21 protein-coding genes are annotated in these 24,318 nt (G+C 46.7%); 6 read left to right on the top strand and 15 right to left on the bottom strand.

The window, feature by feature from the left end:
- Nucleotides 1-38 precede the first annotated feature (38 nt).
- The 4 genes from tssO to AC5ZC7_RS04800 form a co-directional block, all read right to left on the bottom strand.
- Nucleotides 39-563: a type VI secretion system TssO gene (gene tssO / locus AC5ZC7_RS04815; protein ID WP_496162587.1), complete on the bottom strand. Its 525-nt coding sequence runs from the start codon at nucleotides 561-563 to the stop codon at nucleotides 39-41.
- Nucleotides 564-616: 53 nt separating this feature from the next.
- A complete protein-coding gene (locus tag AC5ZC7_RS04810) occupies nucleotides 617-1,792 on the bottom strand; it encodes a hypothetical protein (RefSeq protein WP_496162586.1) in 1,176 nt (391 codons plus the stop codon).
- 12 nt (nucleotides 1,793-1,804) lie between these two features.
- Nucleotides 1,805-2,659 (bottom strand): TssN family type VI secretion system protein, encoded by an 855-nt coding sequence (locus tag AC5ZC7_RS04805; RefSeq protein ID WP_496162585.1) that lies wholly within the window; start codon nucleotides 2,657-2,659, stop codon nucleotides 1,805-1,807.
- Between the two features lie 111 nt (nucleotides 2,660-2,770).
- A complete protein-coding gene (locus AC5ZC7_RS04800) occupies nucleotides 2,771-3,733 on the bottom strand; it encodes a type VI secretion system baseplate subunit TssG (protein ID WP_496162584.1) in 963 nt (320 codons plus the stop codon).
- Nucleotides 3,734-3,961: 228 nt separating this feature from the next.
- On the opposite strand from AC5ZC7_RS04800, the gene AC5ZC7_RS04795 reads away from it, so the two are divergent.
- Genes AC5ZC7_RS04795 through AC5ZC7_RS04785 form a run of 3 tightly spaced genes read left to right on the top strand, consistent with a single transcriptional unit; the run spans nucleotide 3,962 to nucleotide 7,306 of the window.
- Entirely contained in the window at nucleotides 3,962-5,017 is a 1,056-nt protein-coding gene (locus AC5ZC7_RS04795) for a PKD domain-containing protein (protein ID WP_496162583.1), read from the top strand.
- A gap of 9 nt (nucleotides 5,018-5,026) precedes the next feature.
- Nucleotides 5,027-5,458, top strand: a complete 432-nt coding sequence (locus AC5ZC7_RS04790; RefSeq protein ID WP_496162582.1) for a GPW/gp25 family protein — start codon at nucleotides 5,027-5,029, stop codon at nucleotides 5,456-5,458.
- 21 nt (nucleotides 5,459-5,479) lie between these two features.
- Nucleotides 5,480-7,306: a hypothetical protein gene (locus AC5ZC7_RS04785; protein ID WP_496162581.1), complete on the top strand. Its 1,827-nt coding sequence runs from the start codon at nucleotides 5,480-5,482 to the stop codon at nucleotides 7,304-7,306.
- Between the two features lie 135 nt (nucleotides 7,307-7,441).
- On the opposite strand, the gene AC5ZC7_RS04780 is transcribed toward AC5ZC7_RS04785, so the two are convergent.
- The 9 genes from AC5ZC7_RS04780 to AC5ZC7_RS04740 all read right to left on the bottom strand — a co-directional run bounded on the left by AC5ZC7_RS04780 (nucleotide 7,442) and on the right by AC5ZC7_RS04740 (nucleotide 17,552).
- A complete protein-coding gene (locus AC5ZC7_RS04780) occupies nucleotides 7,442-8,539 on the bottom strand; it encodes a transglycosylase SLT domain-containing protein (protein ID WP_496162580.1) in 1,098 nt (365 codons plus the stop codon).
- The gene (locus AC5ZC7_RS04775; protein ID WP_496162579.1) at nucleotides 8,536-9,429 is read right to left on the bottom strand and encodes a hypothetical protein; all 894 of its coding nucleotides are present in this window, start codon (nucleotides 9,427-9,429) and stop codon (nucleotides 8,536-8,538) included. Before AC5ZC7_RS04775 ends, AC5ZC7_RS04780 begins: the two co-directional genes overlap by 4 nt.
- A 115-nt stretch (nucleotides 9,430-9,544) precedes the next feature.
- Nucleotides 9,545-10,912 carry a DUF5458 family protein gene (locus tag AC5ZC7_RS04770; RefSeq protein ID WP_496162578.1) on the bottom strand — a complete coding sequence of 456 codons (1,368 nt, stop codon included), beginning with the start codon at nucleotides 10,910-10,912 and terminating at the stop codon, nucleotides 9,545-9,547.
- Between the two features lie 41 nt (nucleotides 10,913-10,953).
- A complete protein-coding gene (locus AC5ZC7_RS04765) occupies nucleotides 10,954-11,400 on the bottom strand; it encodes a hypothetical protein (RefSeq protein WP_496162577.1) in 447 nt (148 codons plus the stop codon).
- A 34-nt stretch (nucleotides 11,401-11,434) separates the two neighbouring features.
- The gene (locus tag AC5ZC7_RS04760; protein WP_496162576.1) at nucleotides 11,435-13,867 is read right to left on the bottom strand and encodes an AAA family ATPase; all 2,433 of its coding nucleotides are present in this window, start codon (nucleotides 13,865-13,867) and stop codon (nucleotides 11,435-11,437) included.
- A 354-nt stretch (nucleotides 13,868-14,221) separates the two neighbouring features.
- Nucleotides 14,222-15,256, bottom strand: a complete 1,035-nt coding sequence (locus AC5ZC7_RS04755; protein ID WP_496162575.1) for a DUF3137 domain-containing protein — start codon at nucleotides 15,254-15,256, stop codon at nucleotides 14,222-14,224.
- 13 nt (nucleotides 15,257-15,269) lie between these two features.
- Complete coding sequence (locus AC5ZC7_RS04750) at nucleotides 15,270-15,791, bottom strand: hypothetical protein (protein WP_496162574.1); 522 nt, start codon at nucleotides 15,789-15,791, stop codon at nucleotides 15,270-15,272.
- Between the two features lie 28 nt (nucleotides 15,792-15,819).
- Nucleotides 15,820-16,128, bottom strand: a complete 309-nt coding sequence (locus AC5ZC7_RS04745) for a hypothetical protein (protein ID WP_496162573.1) — start codon at nucleotides 16,126-16,128, stop codon at nucleotides 15,820-15,822.
- A 200-nt stretch (nucleotides 16,129-16,328) separates the two neighbouring features.
- Nucleotides 16,329-17,552 (bottom strand): DUF6807 family protein, encoded by a 1,224-nt coding sequence (locus AC5ZC7_RS04740; protein WP_496162572.1) that lies wholly within the window; start codon nucleotides 17,550-17,552, stop codon nucleotides 16,329-16,331.
- 141 nt (nucleotides 17,553-17,693) lie between these two features.
- Between AC5ZC7_RS04740 and AC5ZC7_RS04735 the strand changes: the two genes are divergently transcribed.
- The 3 genes from AC5ZC7_RS04735 to AC5ZC7_RS04725 all read left to right on the top strand — a co-directional run bounded on the left by AC5ZC7_RS04735 (nucleotide 17,694) and on the right by AC5ZC7_RS04725 (nucleotide 20,420).
- Nucleotides 17,694-19,235 carry a C25 family cysteine peptidase gene (locus AC5ZC7_RS04735; RefSeq protein ID WP_496162571.1) on the top strand — a complete coding sequence of 514 codons (1,542 nt, stop codon included), beginning with the start codon at nucleotides 17,694-17,696 and terminating at the stop codon, nucleotides 19,233-19,235.
- Entirely contained in the window at nucleotides 19,216-19,491 is a 276-nt protein-coding gene (locus AC5ZC7_RS04730; protein ID WP_496162570.1) for a hypothetical protein, read from the top strand. Before AC5ZC7_RS04735 ends, AC5ZC7_RS04730 begins: the two co-directional genes overlap by 20 nt.
- Before the next feature lie 314 nt (nucleotides 19,492-19,805).
- Entirely contained in the window at nucleotides 19,806-20,420 is a 615-nt protein-coding gene (locus tag AC5ZC7_RS04725) for a conflict system bpX4 domain-containing protein (protein WP_496162569.1), read from the top strand.
- Between the two features lie 59 nt (nucleotides 20,421-20,479).
- Here AC5ZC7_RS04725 and AC5ZC7_RS04720 read toward each other — a convergent pair whose 3' ends face one another.
- Both AC5ZC7_RS04720 and AC5ZC7_RS04715 read right to left on the bottom strand, forming a co-directional pair.
- Nucleotides 20,480-21,496, bottom strand: a complete 1,017-nt coding sequence (locus AC5ZC7_RS04720) for an enolase C-terminal domain-like protein (RefSeq protein ID WP_496162568.1) — start codon at nucleotides 21,494-21,496, stop codon at nucleotides 20,480-20,482.
- A gap of 12 nt (nucleotides 21,497-21,508) precedes the next feature.
- Complete coding sequence (locus tag AC5ZC7_RS04715) at nucleotides 21,509-24,136, bottom strand: 4-alpha-glucanotransferase (RefSeq protein ID WP_496162567.1); 2,628 nt, start codon at nucleotides 24,134-24,136, stop codon at nucleotides 21,509-21,511.
- Nucleotides 24,137-24,318 lie beyond the last annotated feature (182 nt).

Here is a 24,318-nt window from a genome sequence, read left to right as displayed (position 1 = left end):
TAACACTAGATCAGAAAAAACAAATACAGCCGTGATCGTTAGTGAGCGCGGCTATTCAGCAACATCATCTGCCGGCAGTTATCCAAATCCCTGCTTTTGCTTTCTACTTTTGCGTTCAGATCTGCCACCTGCATTTTCAGGTCTGCAATACTTTGCTGGGCGTTCTGTAATTCACGCAATTGTTGTTTGGTTTGTTGCAATGACAGACAATTTTGCACAATATTATCATACAAACCATAATGGGTAACTGCTTCTTTAGGAATAGAATTACGCATATCTGCCAGGGAGGCGGCAATCACCTGGTCCATATAATTTGCATTCTGATTGGGCAGGTTAATAGAATCGAGGTTATGTTTTACCTTTTCCAATTTCTGCAGAAACTCAGCCTGGAATGCCTGTTCCTGCCTGAAGCTGCTCAATTCTTTGCGCAAGGAAGCGTTTTCCCTGGCGGGTACCTGGTAGTTGAAAAATACGGCCAATACAAACAAGCCTACTGTTATGATAAAAAATAGGAGGAACCATATAAATGAAATGCTTCTTTCCTGTCTGTTCAATACTTGCATACTGCGAAATGTTTTTATTTTAAGTTATCGGGACACGACCTGTTGTTAAGTGATCAGTCTGTAAAAAACCAGCGTTTGGTTTTGTGTTTACGCAGGTATTCTGCATCTTCTGCTGATTCTTCTTTTACAAAGATGTTGCTATCCTGCTTGCGCCCGATATAATCCAGTCTGCTCAGGCTTTCAAACAATTTATTCACGGCACGTACAAACGGAATCATGGGTTGCAGGCATTCTCTTACATCGAGGTGTTTATACCGGATATTGGCGCAATTGATCATCAGCGTTTCCAGTTCGCCCTGCCGCAATTCACACCATTCAGACAGGTAGTTCAGCAATTCTTCTTTACCAGCACCGGCACGTTGATCTATGGCATTCTTCATGGTGCGGGCCAGTCCGGCAATCACTTCCAGCATTTGCGCAGGCGCCTGGTTGAGGCCCAGCCAACGAAACTGCGTGATACGGGTACCCAGGAACTGCACCATTTTCTCAGTGATATATAGCACCACCAGCGCCAGATCATTGTTCTGATTTCTGCCGTAAATTTTTTGTACGATATGTACGCCGTAGAGTTCCATTTGCCCCAGGAACTGATCCAGCTCATGATGCAGGTCAATCAACGACGGATGAGCACTAACAATACTGCAAGGTGGAATATAATCATCATCCATCTGCGGACGGCCATCCGCTACATTAATGCGACCCAGCACCATCTGGTAGCTGCCTAACTGGCCGGAGGGCAACTGGGAAGCCGGCGCTATATATAGGTTATATTCTGGTGTAGCATAAGGTAGTCTTGGCGGATCTTCATCCAGTAAGGGTTCCCCACTGGGTTGCCGGTTAAACGGATTTACCTGTATCAATACATAATAAGCGCTTTCTGTATGTTGCGGATCCCAGGTGTAGGTAGCTTCCGGGAAAGTAGTCGCATACTTCAGGGAGTGCACTGTATGCTCAGGCACTTCAATCCTGCCACCACCGGGAGTTAACGCCCGGCATTCTGTTAATTTAACACGCCACAGCTGTTGGTTATCACTAACAAACCAGCAACGAAGTGATTCTTTATTTTCTGCTTTAGGAGGTAGCAGGCCATAGTTGAGTGCATGTATACTACAGGACAATGCGTCCCTGATCTGATCCAGCAGTGCATTTTCTGTATCTATAAAATGTTGCTTCTTAATCTTCATGCCATCTACCCAGTTAACGGGAAAATGCTTTAGCGGTTCTGCCATAATACGCTGCTTTTAGGATAACATAATTCTGTTGCAAATAATCACACTGTTTTCTTTAATACCATTCATAAAAACGGCTTTATGCGGGTCCAGTGTTTTGGCTCCCCCAAACCAACGTGGTTTGAGGTGGAATACCCAACCATAGGGCTGTCCCGTGCTATCTACAAAATCAATGGGGGTGTTGGGATAACGGTCGTTATAGTCGTTAATAAAGTGGTAGAATAAATCGCCCAGGTCCATTTTAATAGGTGTGCGCGCCCTGAAGTAGGTACGGCTGTTATCCATAGGGCCTTTCTCCATTTCCAGTCCAATTACAATCAGGTCTTTCATCTCCTCTTCATTCACTTCCGGCATATCTTTATACATAGGATATTGCCACCACTTATGCACCTTTACCGGTATGGCCATCATCCGCTCAAACGTCTTATATACAAAAGTGGGAAGTACAAAGGAGAACATACTGGTGAGCATCGGATAATACAGGAAGGTATCTTTATCCAGGAAGCGGTTAACCAACACAAATCCCACACCTCCAAATAACCAGATAGCTACTATAAAGGCCAGTTCAGATACCAGGGTGGTTTCATTTGCCCAGAAACGGGTGTACATAAAATGGCAATGCACTACCCCCAGTCCCAGGAACCATATTTCATAGAAATAATATTGGTTCATCAGGTTTTGATGGGTAAACAGGAAAGGGATGGAACTGATAACGGCAAATATCAGCGTCATACACATTAAATACAACAGTGCTTTCTTCTTGTAAAGGCTGAAATTCTTAATGTATCTGCTGAGCAAAGCCACTATAAGAGATCCTATGGCCATAACGCCGGCCAACATAAAATAAAACTTAGCAGTGTATCTCATAGTTCTGTTTGGTATGTCCAGGTTTTTCGGGTTTGGGTACTAACATTAGTTTCGGTTTTTCAGATGCCCCGTAACAGCAAAAATAATTCCATAATAGCTAGCGGTCGTTACTTAGAGGAAAAAATTATATCCCATGATTCCCTGATCAGGCTGCTTGTCAGACATCACCACCTGCTTGTCTCCTACCGGCGGCAACAGCTGTGTAGTCACCTCCACATCTGCCGGCAGCAGGTAGCCGTAACAAGTTTCCAATAATTTTCCATAAGGCTGCCAGGGCAGGTAATCGTATATACGTTGGCGTTTAACCGGGCCTATACTGACAGTCAACACCGGCATATCTGTATAACATTGCGTACCTACCATGGCATCTACTCCCAGCGCACATTCACCCAATGGCACCGTATTTCCGGTGCTTACCAATTGAGGGGTCCGGTTCATGGAAATAGCAATCGGTTCCTCGAACACCTGTTCCAGGCACAATTTCACCAGGCTCATATTACCAGCTATATGATGCATATAAGGCAATAACTTTACTAACCGGTTAGCCGCTGCTGCGGGAAGCCCGGCTGGCAACTCCCAGAAGGCATGAAACAACTGGTCGGCATCTTTCCCAAATACGTCAAACAACAAATGCTTTTCCCGCTGCTCCAGGTATACCCGTTGCAGAAAAAATTCATTTTCCAATGGCTGAAAGAATTTCCGGGCCTGCTGTTGCTGCTGTTGCTGCTTCTTATACCGGGAAACCATTTCTGTAACACCACTCTGACGGGCAGAAGGTTCCTGCTTAAACTCATGAAATATACCCTGCGGCAAACGGTCATAAATACCATCCCGCGAAAGGGAGAAACTAATAAACGGCTGATAAGGCTGACTATCATCCAGTTTTACATGAGTAATATCTGTGGTAAACGAACGGGTAAATACATTCTTCATCTGCACCACCACTTCTTCTTCCCGCACATGATTTTCCAGTAACTCTCCTACCACCACTTCTGCCCGCACATCATAGGGCAATGCATTGACATGATCAATCACCTCATCCAGTGCGGCAGCCTTCTCTGCATTATTTACCATAAGGTATGATTTAGGTTTTTCTTATCCAGCTAATGACCGTTAGCATAACTATCATTCGTCTATGGTTCCGGGCTAACAACTCCAGCCCCAAAAATAGGGGTTTGCTTTTATTTATTGTGGCTTAAATTTTGAACCGTGAAAAAAAATTTCCCGGGTGAATTAACTTTAGCAATTTATCCAAAAAAACACTAAAATTGTAAATCTGAATTGTAAAAACCTGAAAAACCGATGGCCCCCCGTAAACCCGAAAATGAACGTAAGGTTAACTCATTCCGACCTTTTGGTAAAATCGCCAGTCATGTAGATCCAATGGTGCTGTGGACCTTTCTTGGCCTGTTCCTGATCAGCGCTGCACTGCTTGCTTTCCAGATGGATGGCAGGGAAGACTGCAGTAACACCAACATAACACTCAGCCATATACAAAGCAGCAACAGCAAAGCCTATGCAGTAGGTGAAGTCATTACTTTCAATGCAGAAAGTCATGATAAAAAAACAGGTATCTATACCTGGGAGTTTGGCGACTCCAGTGCAAAAGCAACCGGTAAACAAGTATACCACTCTTTTAATAAAGCCGGGAGCTACCTCGTTACACTGACCTCCGGAAAATGTACCTGGAATAAAGAAGTATTGGTGGTAATGAATACACCTGCCGCCGCCGCCAATAACAATGCAGACGTATTCCCCGTGATTGATGGCCCTTCTGAAGCATTTGCCGGACGCCCTGTTACCTTCAGCAATAAAACACCCTCCGCCACTAAATGGAGCTGGCACCTGTTGCAGGATAACGCCGAAGTACATACCGGCTCCTCTGTTTCTTATACGTTCTCTTCCCCGGGTGAAAGAACATTGTCACTGATCATTAATGGCGACAGCAGTCATATGGTGCTTAAGCATATTACCGTATTCCCTGCCCGCCCGGCAGAGCGTCCGGACGCGCCACAGCCCATTATTGATCCAACACCAGTACCCGCGCCGGCTCCGGCCCCAGCGCCGGCTCCGGAAAAGAAACCATCTATCTCCGATGAGGAATTTAAATATCTCCTGATACAGGTAACACAGAAACAAAAGAGCGCTGCAGATTTCGCGCAGTACCTCTGTAATAACATGAACGCCCGGGTAGTACTGAATGCAAACGATGTTGATAACTTCTCACATTTCTGTTCCCGTATTTATGGTAAAAAGAAATTCAAGATAGAAAGGGTCAATCTGACTAAAACACCCGATGGCTGTATCAATGAAATCCTGATCATGTACGACCGCAAAAAAGTATTGGGCATATTTTAAGCTACCATCATGAAAGGAAAATATTATAAGCTACCAATAGACTTCTCGCAATTGCTGCAGAAAAAAGATATGCCCGCCATTGCATTGGAAGAATCTATTGAACAACATATTCATTTGTTGATTACCACAGTTTTGGGAGAAAATAAAGATGATGCCCAGTATGGCTGCCAGTGGTGGGACAGCGATTTTGATATCAAAGCCTCCAACAATGAGGTAAAAGAACAAATAGAAAGTGCCGTAAAAGCATCTATTGTTCGTTACGAAAAAAGAATTGCACAGATAAGGGTGGTGGCCGCTGTGAACCAGGAAGAACTGCTGATGCCGGCCACCCGCAAAATGAAGAAGAAAATCCGGGTAACCGTTACCGGTACCATTGCCAAAAACAACAACTCATTTCAATACAGCAGCTTCTTCTACATCAGCCCCCTGTCGTACGATTAATCATTTGTTTATTAACGCCACATGAAAGAAAAGAAAGAACGAATAAAAGACCGGATGCTCAAAACCGCCGCACGCCTCTGGGGATACCCCGATGCGGAAGTGGAAACCTCCTTTGACCCGGTAGTGCAACTGCTGTTGGAAGCCTGCGCCAGCGAACTGGAAAAAATTTCAGGCGAAGTAGATGTTTCACACGCGCGATTGGTAGAAAGACTGGCCCAAATCATGATGCCGGAACCAATTACCAGCAGCCAGCCTGCCTATGGCATCCTTCATGCCGTTGCCACAGAACCGGTAGCAGATATTCATGCAGACCATCAGTTTTATCAACATACCAAAACGGGTACCCAGTCCCGCGATCTTTTCTTTTCGCCCGTTACCCATCACCGCCTTTTCCGTGGCCAGGTACAATACCTCGCCATCGGCAACAAATTATACGAAACACGCGATAACTGGTTCAAAGAGCAAATCCTCCAGGGACAATCCTTTCCTGACATGGCCCCCAATCACTTATGGATCGGTCTTTTGATGGATGAAGTAGCCCATTCCTGGGAAGGCATGTCATTTTTCTTTGACCTCCGCAATGTTCACCAGCAGGAAATGTTTTATCATTACCTCCCATTGGCCCGCGTATTCCTGGATAATAAAGAAGTATCTGTAAAGGCAGGCTACCACCATAGCCGCAGCGCCGCAGAAGAAGAAGTTGACAGCATGATACAGGTGGCCGTGAATAACAATGCCCGCTACAGTCAACATATCCTGCAACGTTTCCGCAGGCATTTCCTCACCGTTACAGATGCCCCGCCCACCGGCGCTCCCGGTTTGCCCGAAACACTGCAACGAATTTTCGGAACTGACAGTAACCGGCTCAACAAAGAAGTACAATGGCTGCGAATTGAATTCCCTGAAGCACTGCACCATACGTTGCTGGAAGACCTGTATTGCAGTATCAACTGTTTCCCGGTCATCAATAAAAAAAATAACGAACAGTCGATGAAGCTGAATCGTTATCTGAACATCATTCCGATGCAAACACCTGATATCTTTTTTGATATCAAACGTGTATACGACCTGGAAGGCGCCGACTACTACGTACGTAACTTCTCCACCGCCGGACAAATGCAGGAAGGCGAGCTCGTGATCCGCAGCAGCGGTATTGGCCGCTTCGATACCCGCGAAGCCAAAGAAGTAATTGCTTACCTGGTAGAAGTAATCCGGGATGAAAGCTCACTGTTTGAAGAAGTAAAGAATGATTATGTTACCAACCGCATGCGGGAATTACATCAGCTCATTGCTTCCCTGGAAGAGCAACTGCAACCCAGCGCCAACAAAGGCAACATTCCTTATGTGATGGTGAAACCGAAAGAAAATGCGGAGTACATCTTCATAGAATTCTATTCCACAAACGGCGCTGCGGCCAATAATATCCGTATGGGTACCCGCCTGCTGGAATATGGCAGCATCAACACCCGACCCAATACTATCACTTTACTCACCAATACACAAGGTGGCAAAGACCGGCTCAACATTGATGAAAAAATCAATTTGTATCGTTCTCATTTATTGTCGCACAACCGTATTGTAACACCCGAAGACATTAAGGCACTCTGCAAAACTATCTTTGGGAAAGAAATGAAAAGTGCCACCATTGTAAAAGGCATTGCACTGCAACCGGGCGATGGCGCAGGATATAGTCGTACACTTGATATCCGGATCACGTTACATCTGCCTACCGAGCGATATCCCGCTGCTAATCTTCACTATATGAAAGAAGAATTGCTATTGCAACTGGAAGAAAAGTCCAGTAATACTTTTCCTTACCGGGTATTTATCAATGAAGTACTGGCATAAGCTAAAGCCGCATAGATATTATAGGGCGCGTGATTAATCTGCCGATGGTTGGTTAATCACGCGTCAGTTTTATTAGCTCTTTCTGCGCCGTCTTATACAGGGTGTCCAATTGCTAACCGTTCATATGTGGCCCTGCTACTTCCGCATCGCTATTCCTGTTTCCTCCCAACGGAAGTCCAGCGCCGTGCTTTTATTATCTGTGGTACCGCGCAGTTGTACCGTCCCACCCGTTTTCAGCAAATCTGCCGGCACTCCTTTTTTTCCATCTGCTGCATATAGCACCACTGTATTACCAAAGCCCAGATCTACATATACCCGGTTGCTGACTAACCAGCCCTTTCCGGAGAGACTGGAATTTTTACGTATATACACCCCGTTAGCCTGGAGGTCGTCCAGCAACTGTATACTGATCAACTGCCCGTCTTCGAAGTGGTTGTTATTTTGCAGGCGTGCTGCATATACTATAGTACCTGCTTTGGCAGGGGCTGTTTTGCCAATGGCGATACGGATGGTATTAAAATCTTTATCGCCTGATTTATTGACGGGGGCCGGTGTGGCAAACACGGAGCCATTGTTGGTATGTTTGGCAAATACATTGTAACCAAAGCCGGGCATATATAATTCCGGGCTTTCGAAAAGCTGTTTGATCGCAATGATTTTGTAAATATACTGGGCGGTTTCATTGTTGAGCAGTAACTGGTAGTAGTCGCTGCTCCCCTGTCGTTTTATATTCCGGGAGATATTGCCTGATCCGGCGTTATAGGCTGCAGCGGCCAATGTCCAGGAGTTGAGCTGATCATGCAAGAGGCGTATCAGTTTACAGGCGGCGTGGGTGGCTTTGATCAGGTGATTGCGTTCATCATAGCCTGCGCTGACCGTGAGTCCAAGTTCCGCTGCCGTGCCGGGCATAATTTGCCATACGCCCTGCGCGCCCACGGGAGAGGTAGCATTACTCAACCCACTTTCCACAATAGGCAGGTATTTGAAATCCAGTGGTACCTGGTATTGTTGCAGGATAGGTTCTATGATGGGGAAATACTGCTCCGCTTTCAGGCGCAGTGCGGGCAGGTATCCCTGGTAGCGCAGGTTGCGCTTAATCACATCCATCAGCCGGTAGGAAACAAAATCTCTTTCCATAGGAACTACTTCTCCGCAGAAATCTATCTGCTGCGCCTGCCCGCCACGGGCTAGCAACAGGAGGCATCCTACTATGAAAAAAAGAGGTTTCATCATTGTTTAGCCAACATATATTTGGGGAGTACTGTTACCGGCAGGTACAATACCAGCTGTTTTTTCCCTTCTGTTGTTTGTAGCACGATAATTACTTCATCGTCCTTTCTGAATTGTTTGGAAGGCACTACATACACTTCACTGGCTTCCTCTTTAGGTGCGATAATAGCCGGTCCCTTTCTGTAGAGGATGGGCATGGTATGCAAGAGGGAGGTATCTTTCTTCTCTTTGTGAATCAGGCTGGCTTTTAAGATTTCAAAGGGTTCTTTCCCTTTGTTCCGGATATGGAAGCTGAAGTAGTTCATATTGCTCAGGGTCATGGCTTGTGCATATCCCAGGCTTACGCCTTCTACTTTCACTTCATATTGGTGATTTACTTTATGATCTTTTCCGAAGTCGCCTGCAATTTTGCCCACGGTGACGGTATCTACGCTGATCAGGTTGCCGGTTTCTTCAGGCAGATTTGTCAACTGATCGTCGCCACTCCGTTCTCCTCTCCCGGCACGGGGCGCCTGTGGCGTTGCTTCCGGTGTGGTGAAGGCCCCGGTGGTTTTAGACTTGCCGGACAGGGTATATTTCAGGCGTGATAAATCAGCTTTATCACGATAAGCAATGATCATGTAATGAATATTTTCTCCTTCCCTTACAATCAGGTTGGTGGGGTGCGGGGCTGCTGTTACAGGCCGCAGAAATACCATATTACCATCTACAATGCGGTAGTCGTAGTCGGTGTTTTTTCCGTCACCGATCTGGAAAGTAGTAATGGGGGCGCCGGAGGTAATCAGCGTTACCGCGCCTTTGGTGGTCAGGATACTATCTGTACCTGTTTGGGCATTTACAGACAGCCCTGTGATTAACAAACAAAGCAGTAGACTGCACAGCACTCGTTTCATCGTTACGTCAGCTTTAACCTTTAAAAAATGTAGGGATAAGTTTATACGGACAGCTGGGGGGCATCTGAACGATCATCACAACGACCATTCAAAGCCCCAAAGCTGCCCAAAATGACTATTTACCATCCTGTTCGTAGGTAGTATCCCAATCCGTTGCGTCATCGCCTTTTTGGCCTTCCATTTTGATCAGGAAGTTTTTAGCCGGGAAATAAGGCTTCAGATGGATATCCAGGTGGATGCGATCTTTCTGTATCGGATCCTGTTCAAAACGACGGATATTGAAATCTTCAATCAGTTTATCCGGCCCGGTAATACCATCGAGGAAGCGGATAATCTGCTTCATGAGATCCTTGCGGGTATTGGCGTTGAAGTTTTCGAAAGCCCGGCGGTTCAGGAAGTCCATCAGCACTTTGGTGACGAAATCGAATACACGCACTACTGAGTAGGTTTGAAGCCCCAGGTTGTCTCCATTGAACAGCGTTTTGGCACTGAAGGCCATTACTTTGCCATATTCTTTCACCATAGGTACCAGTCCCATTTTTTCCAGGCTGGCGATTTCGCTTTTCTTCAATTCAAATTTCACCCCGTCTACTTCGTTCATGCCACCGAATTTTTTACCGGCGGTCACCTGCGACATCAGGGTTTTATATATTTTTCCTGCCAGCGCACCGGAAGGAGGTACATAGAGGTGATCCTGTTCTCCTACTTCATCAAATTTGCCACGGCCTACCAGCCAGTTGCAGGACATGATAACATTGGAGCGATGAATTTCACCACCAGTCAGGTTGGCCAGTTCAAACATTTCCATCACATCATCCGGGGCATCCAGGTGAGCAAAGTCGGTGACCAGCATCGCTTTATTCTCATGCGCTATTTTGGCCCATTTTTCTATGACCTTGTTAGAGCCCAGGTAGCCGGGGATTACCAGCAGGCTGTAATTGGTACGCAAATCCAGGCGATCGTAATTGCTCACCAGCTCGTTGTGTACCGCGTCTATAAAGCGGGTATTATCGAGGTCTTTCAATTGTTCCAGTTCCACGTTGATAAAGGAAATGTTCTTCACTTTATCAGATTCTGTATTCTTGTAGAAGAGGGCCACGTTGCGGTACGACTGCTCCAGTTCCCTCGTTGAATCTACTGCTTCTGCCAGGTTGTTCGACAGTACCTTTCCTGCTTCTTCCGCATGGGAGGTGCAGTAGTCTACCATTTCAGGCAGCTCGGTGGTTTCAGACAACATCTTCTCCCAGAGGGATAGTACTTTCTTTAATTTATCTCTTTCTGCTTTTTTACCAGCTTCCGTTAAAAATATATTACGGCGCGCTTTCCTGTCGGGGTTGAGGTTTTGCGCACCTTCAATCGTGCCTTCCAATAAATCGAAGCCACCATACTTTGCAAGATCTTCAATATTACTGCTGAGGTTAACTTCCTGCTGTGACGACAGGCCATCATTTTGCAGTTCCTGGTTTTTCTGTAATTCTGCCATAATCAGTAAGGTTATGTTCCTGGATTGGGGGGAACTGTTAATTATTTGGTATTAAGGTCATTCATCATGCCGCGAATAGCGCCTAATAACGCTTTGCGGGCATCGGGATCGGCCAGGGCTGATTTGAGGATCTTATTCGTTTTCAGTTGTTTCATAATTTTCAGGTATTGTTCCTTTTCCGTTGCCAGGTCGTTCAGGAAAGCGCTTTGCGCCGTAATTCCTTTTACACCGAAATCACCCAGGTGATGGAACTGTAATTTTTCAGGTACCGTACGGCCTTCAGCATCATGAAAGGTGACATTTACGGCCGGTTTGAAGTGTTCAAAAACAGCTTCTACGGAAGTAAGCCCTTCCACAATTTCAGGTTTAACAGGCGCCTGCTGGGTTAACTTTTCAGCAAACAAGGTACGGTTATGCGATATTTCCGCGATGGCTTCGTTGGCGTCCAGCTTCACTTCTGTGCCGCCAATTCCGTAGTTGTCATTCATTTGATATAGAATTTAGAATTTTGGAATCTGACAATCAATTTATGGTCCAGTCTAACTGATCATTTTTTATATCCAGTGTTACCGTCATATCTTTCCGCAGGCTACCTTCAATGATCATACGCGACAACGGCTTACGCAACTGGCCGCGAATCACTTCCCGTAGCGGTCTTGCCCCATACTGGGGAGAATATCCCATCAGCGCCAGTTGTTGACGGGCTGGTGCAGATACGCTGAGTTGTATGCCCTGCTGTGTTAACAGCTGCAGTAAATGTTGTAAATGGATATCGAAGATTTTTTCCACATTGCTTTGCTGAATAGGACCAAACGGAACGATCTCCGTTAACCGGCCCAGGAATTCCGGCCGGAAATGACGGGCCATCAGCTCCATCAATTGCTGCGATGCAGGGATCACATTTTCCTGGAACGACCTGGCAATTACTTCACTGCCGATGTTGGAAGTAAACAATACCAGGGCATTGGAAAAATCGCCTGTTTTACCGAGGCGGTCATGCAGCTTCCCTTCATCCATAATCTGCAAAAAGATATCGAACACAGAAGGGTGTGCCTTTTCAATTTCGTCGAACAACACCACTGCGTAGGGCTGTTGCCGTATTTTGTTCACCAGCAGTCCTCCTTCTTCATATCCCACATATCCCGGAGGCGCGCCATACAAGAGGGCGGCCGCGTGTTCTTCTTTAAACTCCGACATATCGAAGCGAATCATACTGCGCTCATCCTGGAACAGGAAATCGGCGAGCGACTTTGCCAGTTCCGTTTTACCGGTACCGGTGGGGCCCAGGAAAAAGAAGGAACCTATGGGCTGTCCCGGCCGGCTCAGGCCAGACCTGGATTCCAGTATGGCATCCGCTACGGCTTTGAGTGCATGATCCTGGCCTACTACCCTTTTGCGTAGTTGTGCTTCCATGTTGACCAGCCGTTCTCTTTCCCCCGACTGTACTTTTCCCAGCGGAATACCCGTGATGGCGGCGATCATGGTGGCCAGGTCTACCGGGCTTACTGCCTGCTGTTGTGTAGCGGTGGCCACTTCCAGCTGCTCCAGTAACTGTTGCAGGTAGGGTTGCAATTCCGCTGTCGACATTTTAGCGACATCCTGTGAGATATGCAGGCGGGCGGTCAGTAAGGTACCCAAACGCTCCGTCATTTGCCGGTAGAACCATTGCAAATCTTCCACTGGTAAGGCCTCCTTACTGGTGATAGCAGCAAAAGAAGCCTGCAAACTTTTGGTGAGGTCAACACCGGTATCCTGCATGGCCCGTATAGCAGCCATCGTGCGGTCTACCAGGTTGATAGCGCTGTCTGGCAAACACCTTTCTTTTACATAGCGCCGTGATAGCCGGATGGCTTCGTGTATGCTTTCGGGTGGTAACTGCAGCTGGTAGAAGTTCTCGTATATGGGTGCAATGGCTTGCATCATGTGACCAGCCAGCACTTCATCAGGTTCTGCCAGTGTAATGGTTTCAAAACGATGCCGTAGCATCGCATCGGGTTCGATGAGTTTGCGGAAGCTTTCCGGTGTGGTAGTACCAATGAGTACTATTTCACCCTGGCCCAGTGCTGCTTTGAGCACATTAGCCATTCCCCCGCCAGATTGCTTATCCAGCAAGCTGTGCAGGTTGTCGATAAAAAGTATATGCCTGCCCGTTTGTTTCAGTTGCTGAATAATTTGCAGCAGGCGGTCTTCCAGTTCATTTTTATAAGCGGCCCCGGCTATAAATGCGCCGTAGTCAAGTGCATATAATTGAGAGGATTGTAAAGACAGGGGAACTTCCTTTTGTACAATGGCACGTGCCAGCCCTTCCACCAGGGCGGTTTTACCTACCCCTCCTTCGCCTATCACCAATACATTGGCCCGGTCTTTTCGTGTAAGCACTTCCGTGATCGCTCTTATATCGCCATCACGGCCTATTACTGGATGAAATGTTTTCAGGAGCTGGGGATCTGTAATGCGGTACACATATTTAAGCGCTCCCGGTTTGATTCCTTTTCCTGTATTGGTGTCAGGAGGCGTATCCTTTCCACTTTTCCCGGCCGCCTTTAATTGCTCCCTGGTAAAAGGAAATGTTTTCAGTTGTTCGTAAGAGAACCCTACACCAGGTGTACACAATGCGGTGAGCAGACTCCAGGCATCTGCTTCTTCGTTATCGTTAGTGATACTGAGTGCTTCATTCAATACGGCTGCCGCCGCTTCATCAGGAGTGGGGTCCTCGGTGATACGTGGCGTTCTGGGCATTTCATCCAATCGCACATCCGCCCATTCTTCCAGATAGTATACGTCAAAGTTCAGCTGATGCAAAGCAGTTACCAGCCCTGTTTCCTTATGCAAACAGGCGCGCAGCAAATGTGCAGGTGTATACTGCGGATGATGATAATCTTTTGCAATGGCTGATGCAATCCTTACTGCAGACTGCAATGCAGGGCCAAATATGGTTAATGTTGACAGGGCCATTTGGATGATTCCAGGTTTTTCTAATATTAAGTTAACAATTACAATTCCGGTTTGGGTGCTCCACTTATGAAGCGTGGTAAAGATACAGCGAAAATATATACATAGAATTCAATCGAAAAAAAAACTATCGGCTGCGCCCATATTCTATATCTAACCGGATATTATTCGTAGGCACATACGCATAAAATCAGCCACCATCGATAGTTACATCGAATACAAAAAATATCGTAACATATTATTTAAATTTATTTTTTGACACAAAACCGGGCAACAAAATCTTTTCCTGACCCCTCATAATGGGGAGGATGTCTACCTATTAAATAGGTATCGCGCGTTATTTATCTCTCTAAAAAATTATGACCTGGAAAACGCATGGGAGGTCCAGATATTTTTATTGGATGTCAAATCTTCGGCTAACTGTAACAAGGATACGAAATCAAGATAGAAATTCTTCAATAGCTGCCGGTCTTCCAGCGATTTATGAAGGGTTGTTTCAAAATAATCCCTGCCGTGACCAATACCTATATAAACGCGGTTGCTGTAAAAAGCAATAAACAACTTAGCGCTGCTGCGTTCCTGCAGTCGGATAATTTTCTCCATCAATACCGGTGTCAGCAATTGCTGCGCTTCATTTACATCTGGCGCGTAGGCCATGAACAATTTATTGAAAGCGGCATCTGCCGGTAACACTTTTTTACCAAGATCCCAGGTTTGAATGAATCCGTTGTCGGTGGCAGTATTGGAAAACAGGCTTTCCATCGTACTGTTACGGGAAAGTATATACACGGGCGTGCTAAAATACCGCGGGAACTGCCCGATAAAATAGCTGCCGCAAAAAACGGTGTCAGGTCCCTGTCCGCGTACAGTGATCAATGGCGTATGTGTTACCAGCAAATCACAAACCTGGAAGTTCATGTCACCTAATTTACCATACACCTGGTCGTTACCACTGATATGGTAATTCTTCCTGGCAAACAGGCCGTTCTCTGTAAACTCCTCATAGCTGGCGTGGTTGAGGGGTTGATAAGTATATGCCGGGTTAATGAAACCAATGATGGGCTTCACAATCCTGTTTTTAAAATGATGCTGAAAATCTACCGCATCATTCATCCCTTTTCCTTTCATCATAAAATAGCTGACAGCGTATCCGCCCAGCGAAAACAAGACGACTATCCCGATGATCAGTAAGGTTGGATTACTAGTTCCATCTGCCTGTTGTTGGGTAGAAAACCTAACCATAAAAAAAATGAAGATGGCAAAGGGTATGATGCACGCAGCCCACATCCAGCGCATCCAGTTACGACCGGACTTACGCTGTTTTTCCATGGCCAGCAGCTCGTCATGGAGCTGCTGGTCCAGGAAGCTGTTAAATTCTTCCAGTGTTTTCATCGATGTCCTGTTATCAGTTAGAAGACCAATTGGCAGAAGTGCCACCGATGGTACTTGCCATAGGTATTTGTTGGCTGATCAGTGCTTTAAAAGGCTGCACATTTTCGGCAGATAAAGGCAACTTGAAAAAAGAACGGCTCTGCCCGATTCTTATATGTGCATATTCCATGGGAAACAGGCGTAACCTGATAATACGCAAAGGCAGGGTAAGTTTATAATCCGTATAGGTGTCAACGTTATTAACAGATTCTCCTTTTTCCAGGAGGCTAATGAAGTCATGAATTTTCTCCGGCCGTTTTTTTGCGCCGTTCAGCATAATCAGGTAGGGAATCAGTACCCCTATAGGTAAACATAATAAGATGTACAAAACAGCGGTAGGCGTTTGATCACTTTTCCCGGCAAAAATGGTATAGCCGATGAGGCCAAAAACGAGCACAGCTAATACTTCTGCAGTAATAAGGGCGGTAATGGTTTGCTTTTTATCCTTTTCATGGATGTCGAGCAGGATGCTTTTCAGTTCGGAAAGGTTCTTCATTTAGTATGTGTTTAGGAATATGGTCAGATCATTTTGATTTCAGCTTGGTAAAATTACTGATAGCGAGATAGAAGCCTGTCAGGGCCACCAAGGCATAAGCCGCAATCAGCGCCCAGATGCTTTCGCCGGTAACTTTATAAATCAGCATTTCAATTTTGGTGATACTGATTGTTTCATCTCCGGGGCTATGAAATTGTTTATACCGGTAGAAGATCAGCACGATACCGGCTATGCCCAGTAACAATCCTACGATAACACCTCCCCAGGAAGGCGCGTCGTCATCATCAGTAGATTTGTTGATCTCCTCTTCCTTTTGGGAATCCTGTAAATTGCTCATTAGGATGATGGTTAAGGGTTATAAATAGCTTTTAGCTGTTAGCTATTAGCCTTTAGTGACAAGGGGTTACACCACTGCTACCTGTTAAAATTCTCCTTTCCTACATTAGCCTGACAGCCAAAAGCTAATTGCTAAAAGCTGATCGAATCATTCACTGGGCGAAAATAAACGAAAAAGAAAGAAATCACAAAATTACCAGCTCACATGATATGTACTTCCGGCGGATGTACGTATTCTTCCCAGGCCGCCTCTGCTTCGGCAGGTGTGATATCCCCACTAAACACCATCACCCTGTATTTAAGCTGGTAGCGCGCTCCGGGGTATAGTTGCCATGCTTTCATGCGGGTGGGTGTGTAGTTAAACATGAGTTCACCGCCTTCCATATTTTCCGGCCAAACCCGCAAAGGCTCAGGGGAATCAAAATTATCAGGATAATTCATAATCAGCATCCCGGCCTTTCCTTTAGTGGTCGTGCCTGATATTTTTACCCAACGGGCACGGGTGCTGTCTGCCTCATTGCGGGTTTTGCCTTCGGAGGTAAGTACCTGGCTGGTTTGAGCGGTAAACTCCGGTGTAGTTCTCAATCCAAATCCACCACCATAACGGTATTGCAATAGGGTGATGCCATTCGGCGTAGCAGGTGCAAAGGTGGTTGTAAAGTCCCATTGACGGCGGGTTCCCTCCTGTGTAGCGGGATAAGCCTGTACCAGCCAGGTTTCCCGGATGGCTGTTTTTTCTGTACCATCTTTCAGAAAAGCAATATGATCCTGTCCGGCGCTGAAGCCGCACCATACATTGCCAGAGAGGGTTTCGAGGTCGCCGTTAAAACGCACTTTCCCCTCTTTCTTCTGAACATTCCAGAAATCAGTTTCCCTGCCTTCAAACAGTGTATGTGTCCACGGATTCCAGATACCCATATGATGCAGGTGTCCGGCGTTGGGAAATACGTTGGTGAGCACAACGCCATTCGGCGCCCAGAGCGGATGAATAAATGCACTGCGGCTATACACTGTATCAGCGCCTGCCGGCGCGGACACGGTTTGGAAATTATATTGAAGAATAGGTTGCTGCCGTTCTTCCAGCAACAAATGACCATCCTGTAAAACAGTTTTCATAATGGGCTGTGTAACCGACATCCCCTTAATTAGTTCATATTCCCGCGTTGTACCGGCAGGCGTATTGCCATCCAGTATCCAGCTAAGCTGGCCTTTATATGCATTAACGGCAACGGGCGTACGTTTTCCATTTGTCACCTCTTCCATACCCACCGGGGTGTTACCAGCGGACGCCGGCAATGTCGTATATACGATACTGTTATTCCTGGCGAGCGGACCTGCTTTTACAAGAAAGCGGGCAATGACCTGCGCCTGTACATGGGCCATCATAAGGAATAGCAAAACGAAGAGACCGTGGAACTTTTTCATAAACGCTGCATAGATTCTCCGAAAAATACGGTTTACTTTTCCAGTATGCAAATAGGATGCGCAGCGAAATAATAATATTGTTGCAGTGTGGGTAGCTTATTATCTTTTAATTCAATATTTTTGAACGCTAATAAGGATACTATGGCATCCCCCAATATAAATATGCTGACTACCAAACTCATTATAACCAACAAATCGGCCCTGCAACAAAAATATGGGGAAACACACCAGCAGATACTGGATGATTTAACGGCGCTGCAAGCTTTTGATAACAACCGGCACCTGGATGCACATATTATTTTCATAGATGATCCCGTGCAAATGCAGGCCTGTCAATCCACACCCGTTACTGACAACACAGACGATGCACAAAACAAAAAAGCCATCGATGACTTATACCGCTTCTATTCACCTGGATACCTGCTGTTGATAGGATCACAGGATATCATTCCCTTTCAGCGTTTAAAAAATCTGCTGCCAGGCGACAATGATCCCGATGGCAACATCCCGAGCGATTTGCCCTACGCCTGCGATACACCTTATGATACAGATCCCGGAAAATTCATCTCCCCTACCCGCGTAGTAGGACGATTACCAGATATTCCGGCGGTAAATGATGCAAACTATTTACATACCCTCATTACCAATATACTGGCAGCCACCCCTGCACAACCGGGCGACTACCTCCCTTACTTTTCCCTGAGTACCTTTGACTGGCAAGACTCTACCCAGAACAGCCTGCAGAATATTTTTGGCAACCATAACAGCCTGTTACTTTTTCCGGGAGATGCCGCCCTCACCGGCACCAACTGGACGGCAGATCAGTTAAAAGCTAAAACACATTTCATCAACTGTCATGGTGCTATTAACAATCCTTCCTACTACGGTCAGAAAGCCGGGGATTTCCCGCTGGCACTCCGGTCAGATGTACTCACCGACAAAATCACCCATGGCACTATTGTAGCGGCGGAATGTTGTTATGGCGGGCAATTATTTGATCCAAAGAAAAACAGTGCTAAAAGAATGAGTATGGCTAACAGCTATATGCTCAATCATGCACTGGCTTTTGTAGGCAGTTCCAACATTGCATACGGCCCGCCTAAAGGACAGGGACTGGCAGACCTGCTGACACAGTATTTTGTGATCAATGTATTAAACGGGGCTTCTACCGGTAGGGCTTTACTGGAAGCCAGGCAGCGGTTTCTCAATGAAATGGGACCTACGCTGGATCCCTACGAATTGAAAACTGCCGCACAATTTTACCTGCTGGGCGACCCATCCTGGCAACCGGTGATCAACCAGAAAGATCCCAGCACCGCCGACGCCGAACAACCGTTTGTCAATGCCTTACAAAACCGACGTGACAACCTGGAAGCAAGGGGGAAAATGCTGGACGACTTTATCGCCATTCCTCACCCTTCTGACGATACACACGCCACAGATCCCGCCCTGCATACCGCTATGCATCAATTGCTGGATGAAAAAGACTTCGCCAAAGAACGGGCACCGAAAATTTTTGTCAGCAGGAAAAAGAACCATACCGATGGTAATACCATGCCATCTGTAAAATTTCATGTATTTTCGAAATCTGCCACCATCGGGGAAATACCTTTAACTAAGGTTATCGTGGTGAAAGAAAAAAATAATCAAATACTGGGGTATCGTGAATATGTCAGCAGATAACACCAACAGGGATCAAAACAATCCCTTCATTACACTTGCCGGACGCCTGGTGTTACGCACTTTTGGCAAACATAGTAAAAGTGAACACCTCGGCGTATTCCTGGTAACCGATCAGGGAGACTACCTGATACGCCCTGCCGGCGCCAATCCATTTATGCAAAATCCACTTATGCCGCTGGCGGGCAAAACCATTATTGCCACCGGCTACATAGAGGATTATGTATTTCTGGCCCAAACCTGGAAAGAAGAGGAATAAAGCGGATTTTGTTTTTGTACAGGATTAAACTGATTATACTGATTTTTAATTTTATGGATTTAGAAAGATGAGGAAAAAGGGAAGACTATATACCCGCTACCATCTATTCTCATCTCTTAAAATCTTAAAAATAAAAATCGGGGAAATCAGTATAACCAGTTTAATCCTGTACAAAAACAAAATCCGCGCTGATCATTCGCGAAAATAGCCTCCCGCTTTATCCTTTCTACTCTTTATTATTGCTTTTTTTACTATTTTGGCCCGCCAACGTAGTCCGCTATTGTTGCGGAATACGAACGGTCAAATGTTTACCTATGAATTTAGCTGCGTTTATTAACCACCTTGTACGCGAAGGACAATTTACTGTAGTCAATCCACTGACCCCATTTACGCCGCAGGAATTACAGGATACGCAAACAATACTGAACGACTACTACCAACATGATGTGCTGGAAATACCTGATACCGCACCGGCATTTGATGCGGCAGCAGCCCTGTGGTCGGCAGGTTATATTTACCGGATCGTACAACTGGCGATGCCGGAGGAAGCAGGTGCAGCAGCTATACAGGAATGGCTAACACCCTATCCTATGTCACATACTGCCGCCACTATCTATAGCGCAGACCTCTGCCTGCGATACCTGCCAGATTTACTAAGCCTCTGCAAAGGGCTGACACGAGACCATCCACTGGTACAACAAATCAGGGCAACCGCTATGCAATGGCCCTTTTCTTCTACCGGCATGAATCTCCCTGCACAGGGAGATGTCAATGCGATCATTACATCTCCCTCTCTGTTGCAAGCCTATGCCGACAGAATTATTGCCACCCGCGATTTGGGCAGGTGCGATATTCCCGCAGTGCAACGAACCGTCACCACTTCACTAGGCAACTATACCAGCATCCTCTGGCCCGGTTATAAATACTAATGATCTTTAGATATAGCGGGAATGATATCGGGGAGTTAAACGTGTATGACCTGCATCCATCATCCGCGCAGTAATACCGCGCCGGTGCCATTGCCCGCTGCGTAAATAATGCGGCCATTTTCCATTTTAATACCAGTAGCGGTATCTTCTGCCAACAACAGCGGACCATCCATATCTACATAGTCCAATAATGGCAACAGGTGCGCTACCGCGGAAGTACCCACGGTGCTTTCATTCATGCTGCCCGTCATCACCTTCATGCCGGCTTGTTTTGCTGCAGCAATCATACGCAAAGCAGGCGTGATGCCACCACATTTTGTGAGTTTGATGTTAATGCCGTGGAAATAGCCCTGGCATTGAGCTACGTCCGATTCTACGATACAGCTTTCATCGGCGATCACGGGCAATACTACGTTTTCATATACCTGTTTCATACCTGCTTTATCTGCCGCCGGCATCGGTTGTTCGATAAACTCCACGCCCAATGCTTTTAAGGCAATGGCATTGCGGAGGGTTTCTTCTACCCCCCAGGCACAGTTGGCATCTACCCGGAAAACCGCGTCTGTATGCTTTCTCAGCTCCCTGACGATAGTAATATCTTCTTTGGTACCTAACTTAATTTTATAAATAGGCCAGGGAAATTCCTTTAGTTTACGCACCATATTTTCCACCGTATCAATACCGATGGTATAATCTGTCAGTGGATTATGGTGGATATCGAGTCCCCAGACCTGGTAAAGTTTCTGATGCTGTTGTTTTGCATACAGATCCCAGGCCGCGATGTCCAGGGCGCAAAGCGCAAACATATTGTCTTGCAGCAAAGGATACAGATCTTGCCAGAAAGCCGCCGGTGAGGTGAGGTGATAATTTTCAATAAAAGAACGGTGTTGATCAATGGCGGCCATAAGCCGGGGCACCGTCATGTTGTAATAGGAGTTATCGGCTGTTTCCCCCAACCCGCAAAAGCCATCCTGTTCCAATGCCGCTACCAGCAATGGTTGTACGTCTTTCGATTTCCGGGAAATCGTAAATGTATGGCGGAATTTCAGTTCAAAAGGATAAAGAGTCAACTTCATGTACTGAAAATACTACGATTTTTTTTCATCTGCACTATCCAAAATATTTTGTGGGATGCGGTATCGCCAGTAGTGCGAAGCCACGGCAGGAATATTGATCCTTTCGGCGTCCGGATGGCCGGTGGAGCGGCCTTCAGCAGCCAGCAGGTCCTGTACCTGGAAAATACGCCACATGGCCGGCGCCTGCATATGCTGCACAATAATTTCGCGGATCAGCGCAGGGCTGGCATCCAGGGGAGCGATACCTGTATGCTGTAGTTCCTGTTGATAATATTTTCGGGAGATAGATAAGTTTTCCTTCCACCACCCCCTCAATGTACTCATATCGTGTGTAGAAGGGGTTAATACGGACAGATAGGGTGCCTTTGACAGGTTGGTAAAAGCAACATCGTGTTGCTTGGGCATTCGTGCTACCTCAAGGCTCAGGATGCCCTGTGCCTGCATCACACCAGGTACACAATCCGGCACCATGCCCAGGTCTTCGCCACAAATCAGCATGTTGGTAGCCCTTTTGATCAGGGGCAGTTTGCTCATAGCTTCTTTTCGCCAGCAGCTCTCCTGCCGCACATAAAAATAATCATGGTACAATGCCTGCAACGCCGCACGGTTTTTCTGATCCAGGGCTGCAAAGGAATGCGTTGCGGCCAGGTCATAACGGGGATGGTACAACGTACGGTGGCCGTTAGTTACTTTGATAAACAACACGTCTGCCAGGAGGGTATAAAGCACATTTTTCACCGCTTCCGGCAGGGCGGATGCCTGTACCTTCCGCTGGGTATTATATGCTGGCAACAGCTGGTAACGGCCGCCGGAAAGGGGTTGCATCAGTTCGTCTTTCAACATGCCGGCATAGTTGCCAAACGCATTTTCCAGGATGGTATGGGTGATGTAAGGCAGGCAAAAACGTTCTTCGTCAAAGTCGATTCCACGTTGCAGCATTTCTTCCCAACTAACGGGAACGGCTGGATGAAAATAACCGAGCAGCCCTTGTATAGCATCCAGGGGTATTTGCCAGATGCGGAAAAATCCCAGGATATGATCGATACGGAAAGCATCGAAGTAAACAGACATGTGCCGGAGCCGTTGCTGCCACCACTCCTGGCCATTGGTGGCCATTTGTTTCCAGTTGTAAGTGGGAAAGCCCCAGTTTTGTCCGTCGGTAGTAAAGCTATCGGGAGGTGCGCCGGCCTGCATATCCAGGTGAAAGTATCCGGGATGCATCCAGGTGTCGGCGCTATGGCGGGCCACGCCAATAGGGATATCGCCCTTGAGTGCTACGCCCTGCTGATGCACTGCAGCCGTGGCCGCAGCCAGCTGTTGATGCAGGTGATACTGCACAAAAAAGTGATAATGCGCAGCGGCGGCAGCAGCTTCATCTGCCATAATCAGCTTATTAACAGCCGTGTAATCGTATACGTTATATTGCGGCCATTGGGTAAAATCGCCGGTTTGATACTTATCCCGCAGGTAGCAATATACTGCGTAGGGTAGCAGCCAGTATTCGTTGGCCGCGAACCATTGCCAGTATTCCCGGGTTTGCAGCCGCTCTCCTTCGGATTCGTATAGTGCCCTCAGATAGGCTATTTTATACGACATCACGGTTTCATAATCTACTGTCTCTTTTTCGTTTAACCACTGTCGTAACCGGTCAAATTGTCGTTGTAGCGGATGGGCATCGGGCAGCACACCTACTTCCTGTAATCGTATATACAGAGGATGCAGGGCAAAGGAAGAGATAGCAGCGTAAGGATAAGAGTCTTTCCAGGTATTGGTTTGAATGGTGTCATTAACAGGCAATAGCTGTATCAGCTGCAGGTTTCGTTGCTTCGCCCAATGAGCCATAAGCGGTAAGTCGGCAAATTCGCCGGTGCCAAATCCTGCTGCGCTGCGCAGGCTGAATACCGGCACTGCTACGCCGGCGCCTTTCCAGGGGGTGTAATTCATGCGCAATATGCCATCATGCAATACCACTTGCCGGCCTGTTACAGCCACGGTGTGTATTTCCCGGTTTTCACCTTCTTCGTACTGTACAAACTGTTGCTTTTCCAGGTTGTAGGTCGCGTATTTATAATGAAGTGGAGTGGCCACACCGGAGAGGTCCAGTCCTATAGAAAACCAGCCCCGGGTATCGTATTGCAGTAATACCGGTTGTAAAACGTTCCAGTTACCTGTTTGCGGGTGGCTGCCCAATAAACAGACAGTGGTATGGGCATCCAACAGGGGTGCCTGAATGCGGAATATATGCGTAGCCGTTAGTAGTCCCGGGATCGCTGCACCAGGACGGGGATAAAACACCCGGGTAAATGGTGCCGTAAGCCAGGCATTTTCCGGGCGGTGGGCATCATTCCAGGTATCTGTAAATACGATTTCTGTGGGTTGTCCGGGAGTGAGGGAAAATTCGCGGGGGGCGCCTTCGAATACCATTTCCTCCAGTTCTTTCAGGATATACTGGTATTGCAGCAGGGTTGTTTCTCCAGGAGCCAGCTGAATATCGGCATACCACCAATCTGCATTGAGCCATTGCATGCGGTGGGCATGCCTGGGAACATCACTGCCCAATGCAGGCAAATTACCGAGCAGATAAAGTTCCTGCCCGTAATAAGTATGGTAACGGAGATAAAAACGTAGTCTATAATTCATTGGTCCTGGCTAAAGCAGGAACAAAGTAAGAAAAATTAGCTTGTCTTATTCAGGATTGTAGGGAATATGCTGATTTACAGAAGACAAAAAAAGGCGAAGAGAAAACAGCTGGTGGCTGCTTTCATCTTCGCCAATCATATAAAAACCAATCATCAGTTTAATCAGTATCACACTGAATAAGA

This window comes from Chitinophaga sp. 9-1-y (assembly GCF_059511905.2).
Note: the sequence above shows the minus strand (reverse complement) of the source record. Positions and strands in the feature narration are given on the sequence as shown.

Coding starts and splice junctions, on each gene's coding strand:
- tssO (WP_496162587.1), bottom strand. CDS start 563: ATGCAAGTATTGAACAGACAGGAAAGAAGCATTTCATTTATATGGTTC.
- AC5ZC7_RS04810 (WP_496162586.1), bottom strand. CDS start 1,792: ATGGCAGAACCGCTAAAGCATTTTCCCGTTAACTGGGTAGATGGCATG.
- AC5ZC7_RS04805 (WP_496162585.1), bottom strand. CDS start 2,659: ATGAGATACACTGCTAAGTTTTATTTTATGTTGGCCGGCGTTATGGCC.
- AC5ZC7_RS04800 (WP_496162584.1), bottom strand. CDS start 3,733: ATGGTAAATAATGCAGAGAAGGCTGCCGCACTGGATGAGGTGATTGAT.
- AC5ZC7_RS04795 (WP_496162583.1), top strand. CDS start 3,962: ATGGCCCCCCGTAAACCCGAAAATGAACGTAAGGTTAACTCATTCCGA.
- AC5ZC7_RS04790 (WP_496162582.1), top strand. CDS start 5,027: ATGAAAGGAAAATATTATAAGCTACCAATAGACTTCTCGCAATTGCTG.
- AC5ZC7_RS04785 (WP_496162581.1), top strand. CDS start 5,480: ATGAAAGAAAAGAAAGAACGAATAAAAGACCGGATGCTCAAAACCGCC.
- AC5ZC7_RS04780 (WP_496162580.1), bottom strand. CDS start 8,539: ATGATGAAACCTCTTTTTTTCATAGTAGGATGCCTCCTGTTGCTAGCC.
- AC5ZC7_RS04775 (WP_496162579.1), bottom strand. CDS start 9,429: ATGAAACGAGTGCTGTGCAGTCTACTGCTTTGTTTGTTAATCACAGGG.
- AC5ZC7_RS04770 (WP_496162578.1), bottom strand. CDS start 10,912: ATGGCAGAATTACAGAAAAACCAGGAACTGCAAAATGATGGCCTGTCG.
- AC5ZC7_RS04765 (WP_496162577.1), bottom strand. CDS start 11,400: ATGAATGACAACTACGGAATTGGCGGCACAGAAGTGAAGCTGGACGCC.
- AC5ZC7_RS04760 (WP_496162576.1), bottom strand. CDS start 13,867: ATGGCCCTGTCAACATTAACCATATTTGGCCCTGCATTGCAGTCTGCA.
- AC5ZC7_RS04755 (WP_496162575.1), bottom strand. CDS start 15,256: ATGAAAACACTGGAAGAATTTAACAGCTTCCTGGACCAGCAGCTCCAT.
- AC5ZC7_RS04750 (WP_496162574.1), bottom strand. CDS start 15,791: ATGAAGAACCTTTCCGAACTGAAAAGCATCCTGCTCGACATCCATGAA.
- AC5ZC7_RS04745 (WP_496162573.1), bottom strand. CDS start 16,128: ATGAGCAATTTACAGGATTCCCAAAAGGAAGAGGAGATCAACAAATCT.
- AC5ZC7_RS04740 (WP_496162572.1), bottom strand. CDS start 17,552: ATGAAAAAGTTCCACGGTCTCTTCGTTTTGCTATTCCTTATGATGGCC.
- AC5ZC7_RS04735 (WP_496162571.1), top strand. CDS start 17,694: ATGGCATCCCCCAATATAAATATGCTGACTACCAAACTCATTATAACC.
- AC5ZC7_RS04725 (WP_496162569.1), top strand. CDS start 19,806: ATGAATTTAGCTGCGTTTATTAACCACCTTGTACGCGAAGGACAATTT.
- AC5ZC7_RS04720 (WP_496162568.1), bottom strand. CDS start 21,496: ATGAAGTTGACTCTTTATCCTTTTGAACTGAAATTCCGCCATACATTT.
- AC5ZC7_RS04715 (WP_496162567.1), bottom strand. CDS start 24,136: ATGAATTATAGACTACGTTTTTATCTCCGTTACCATACTTATTACGGG.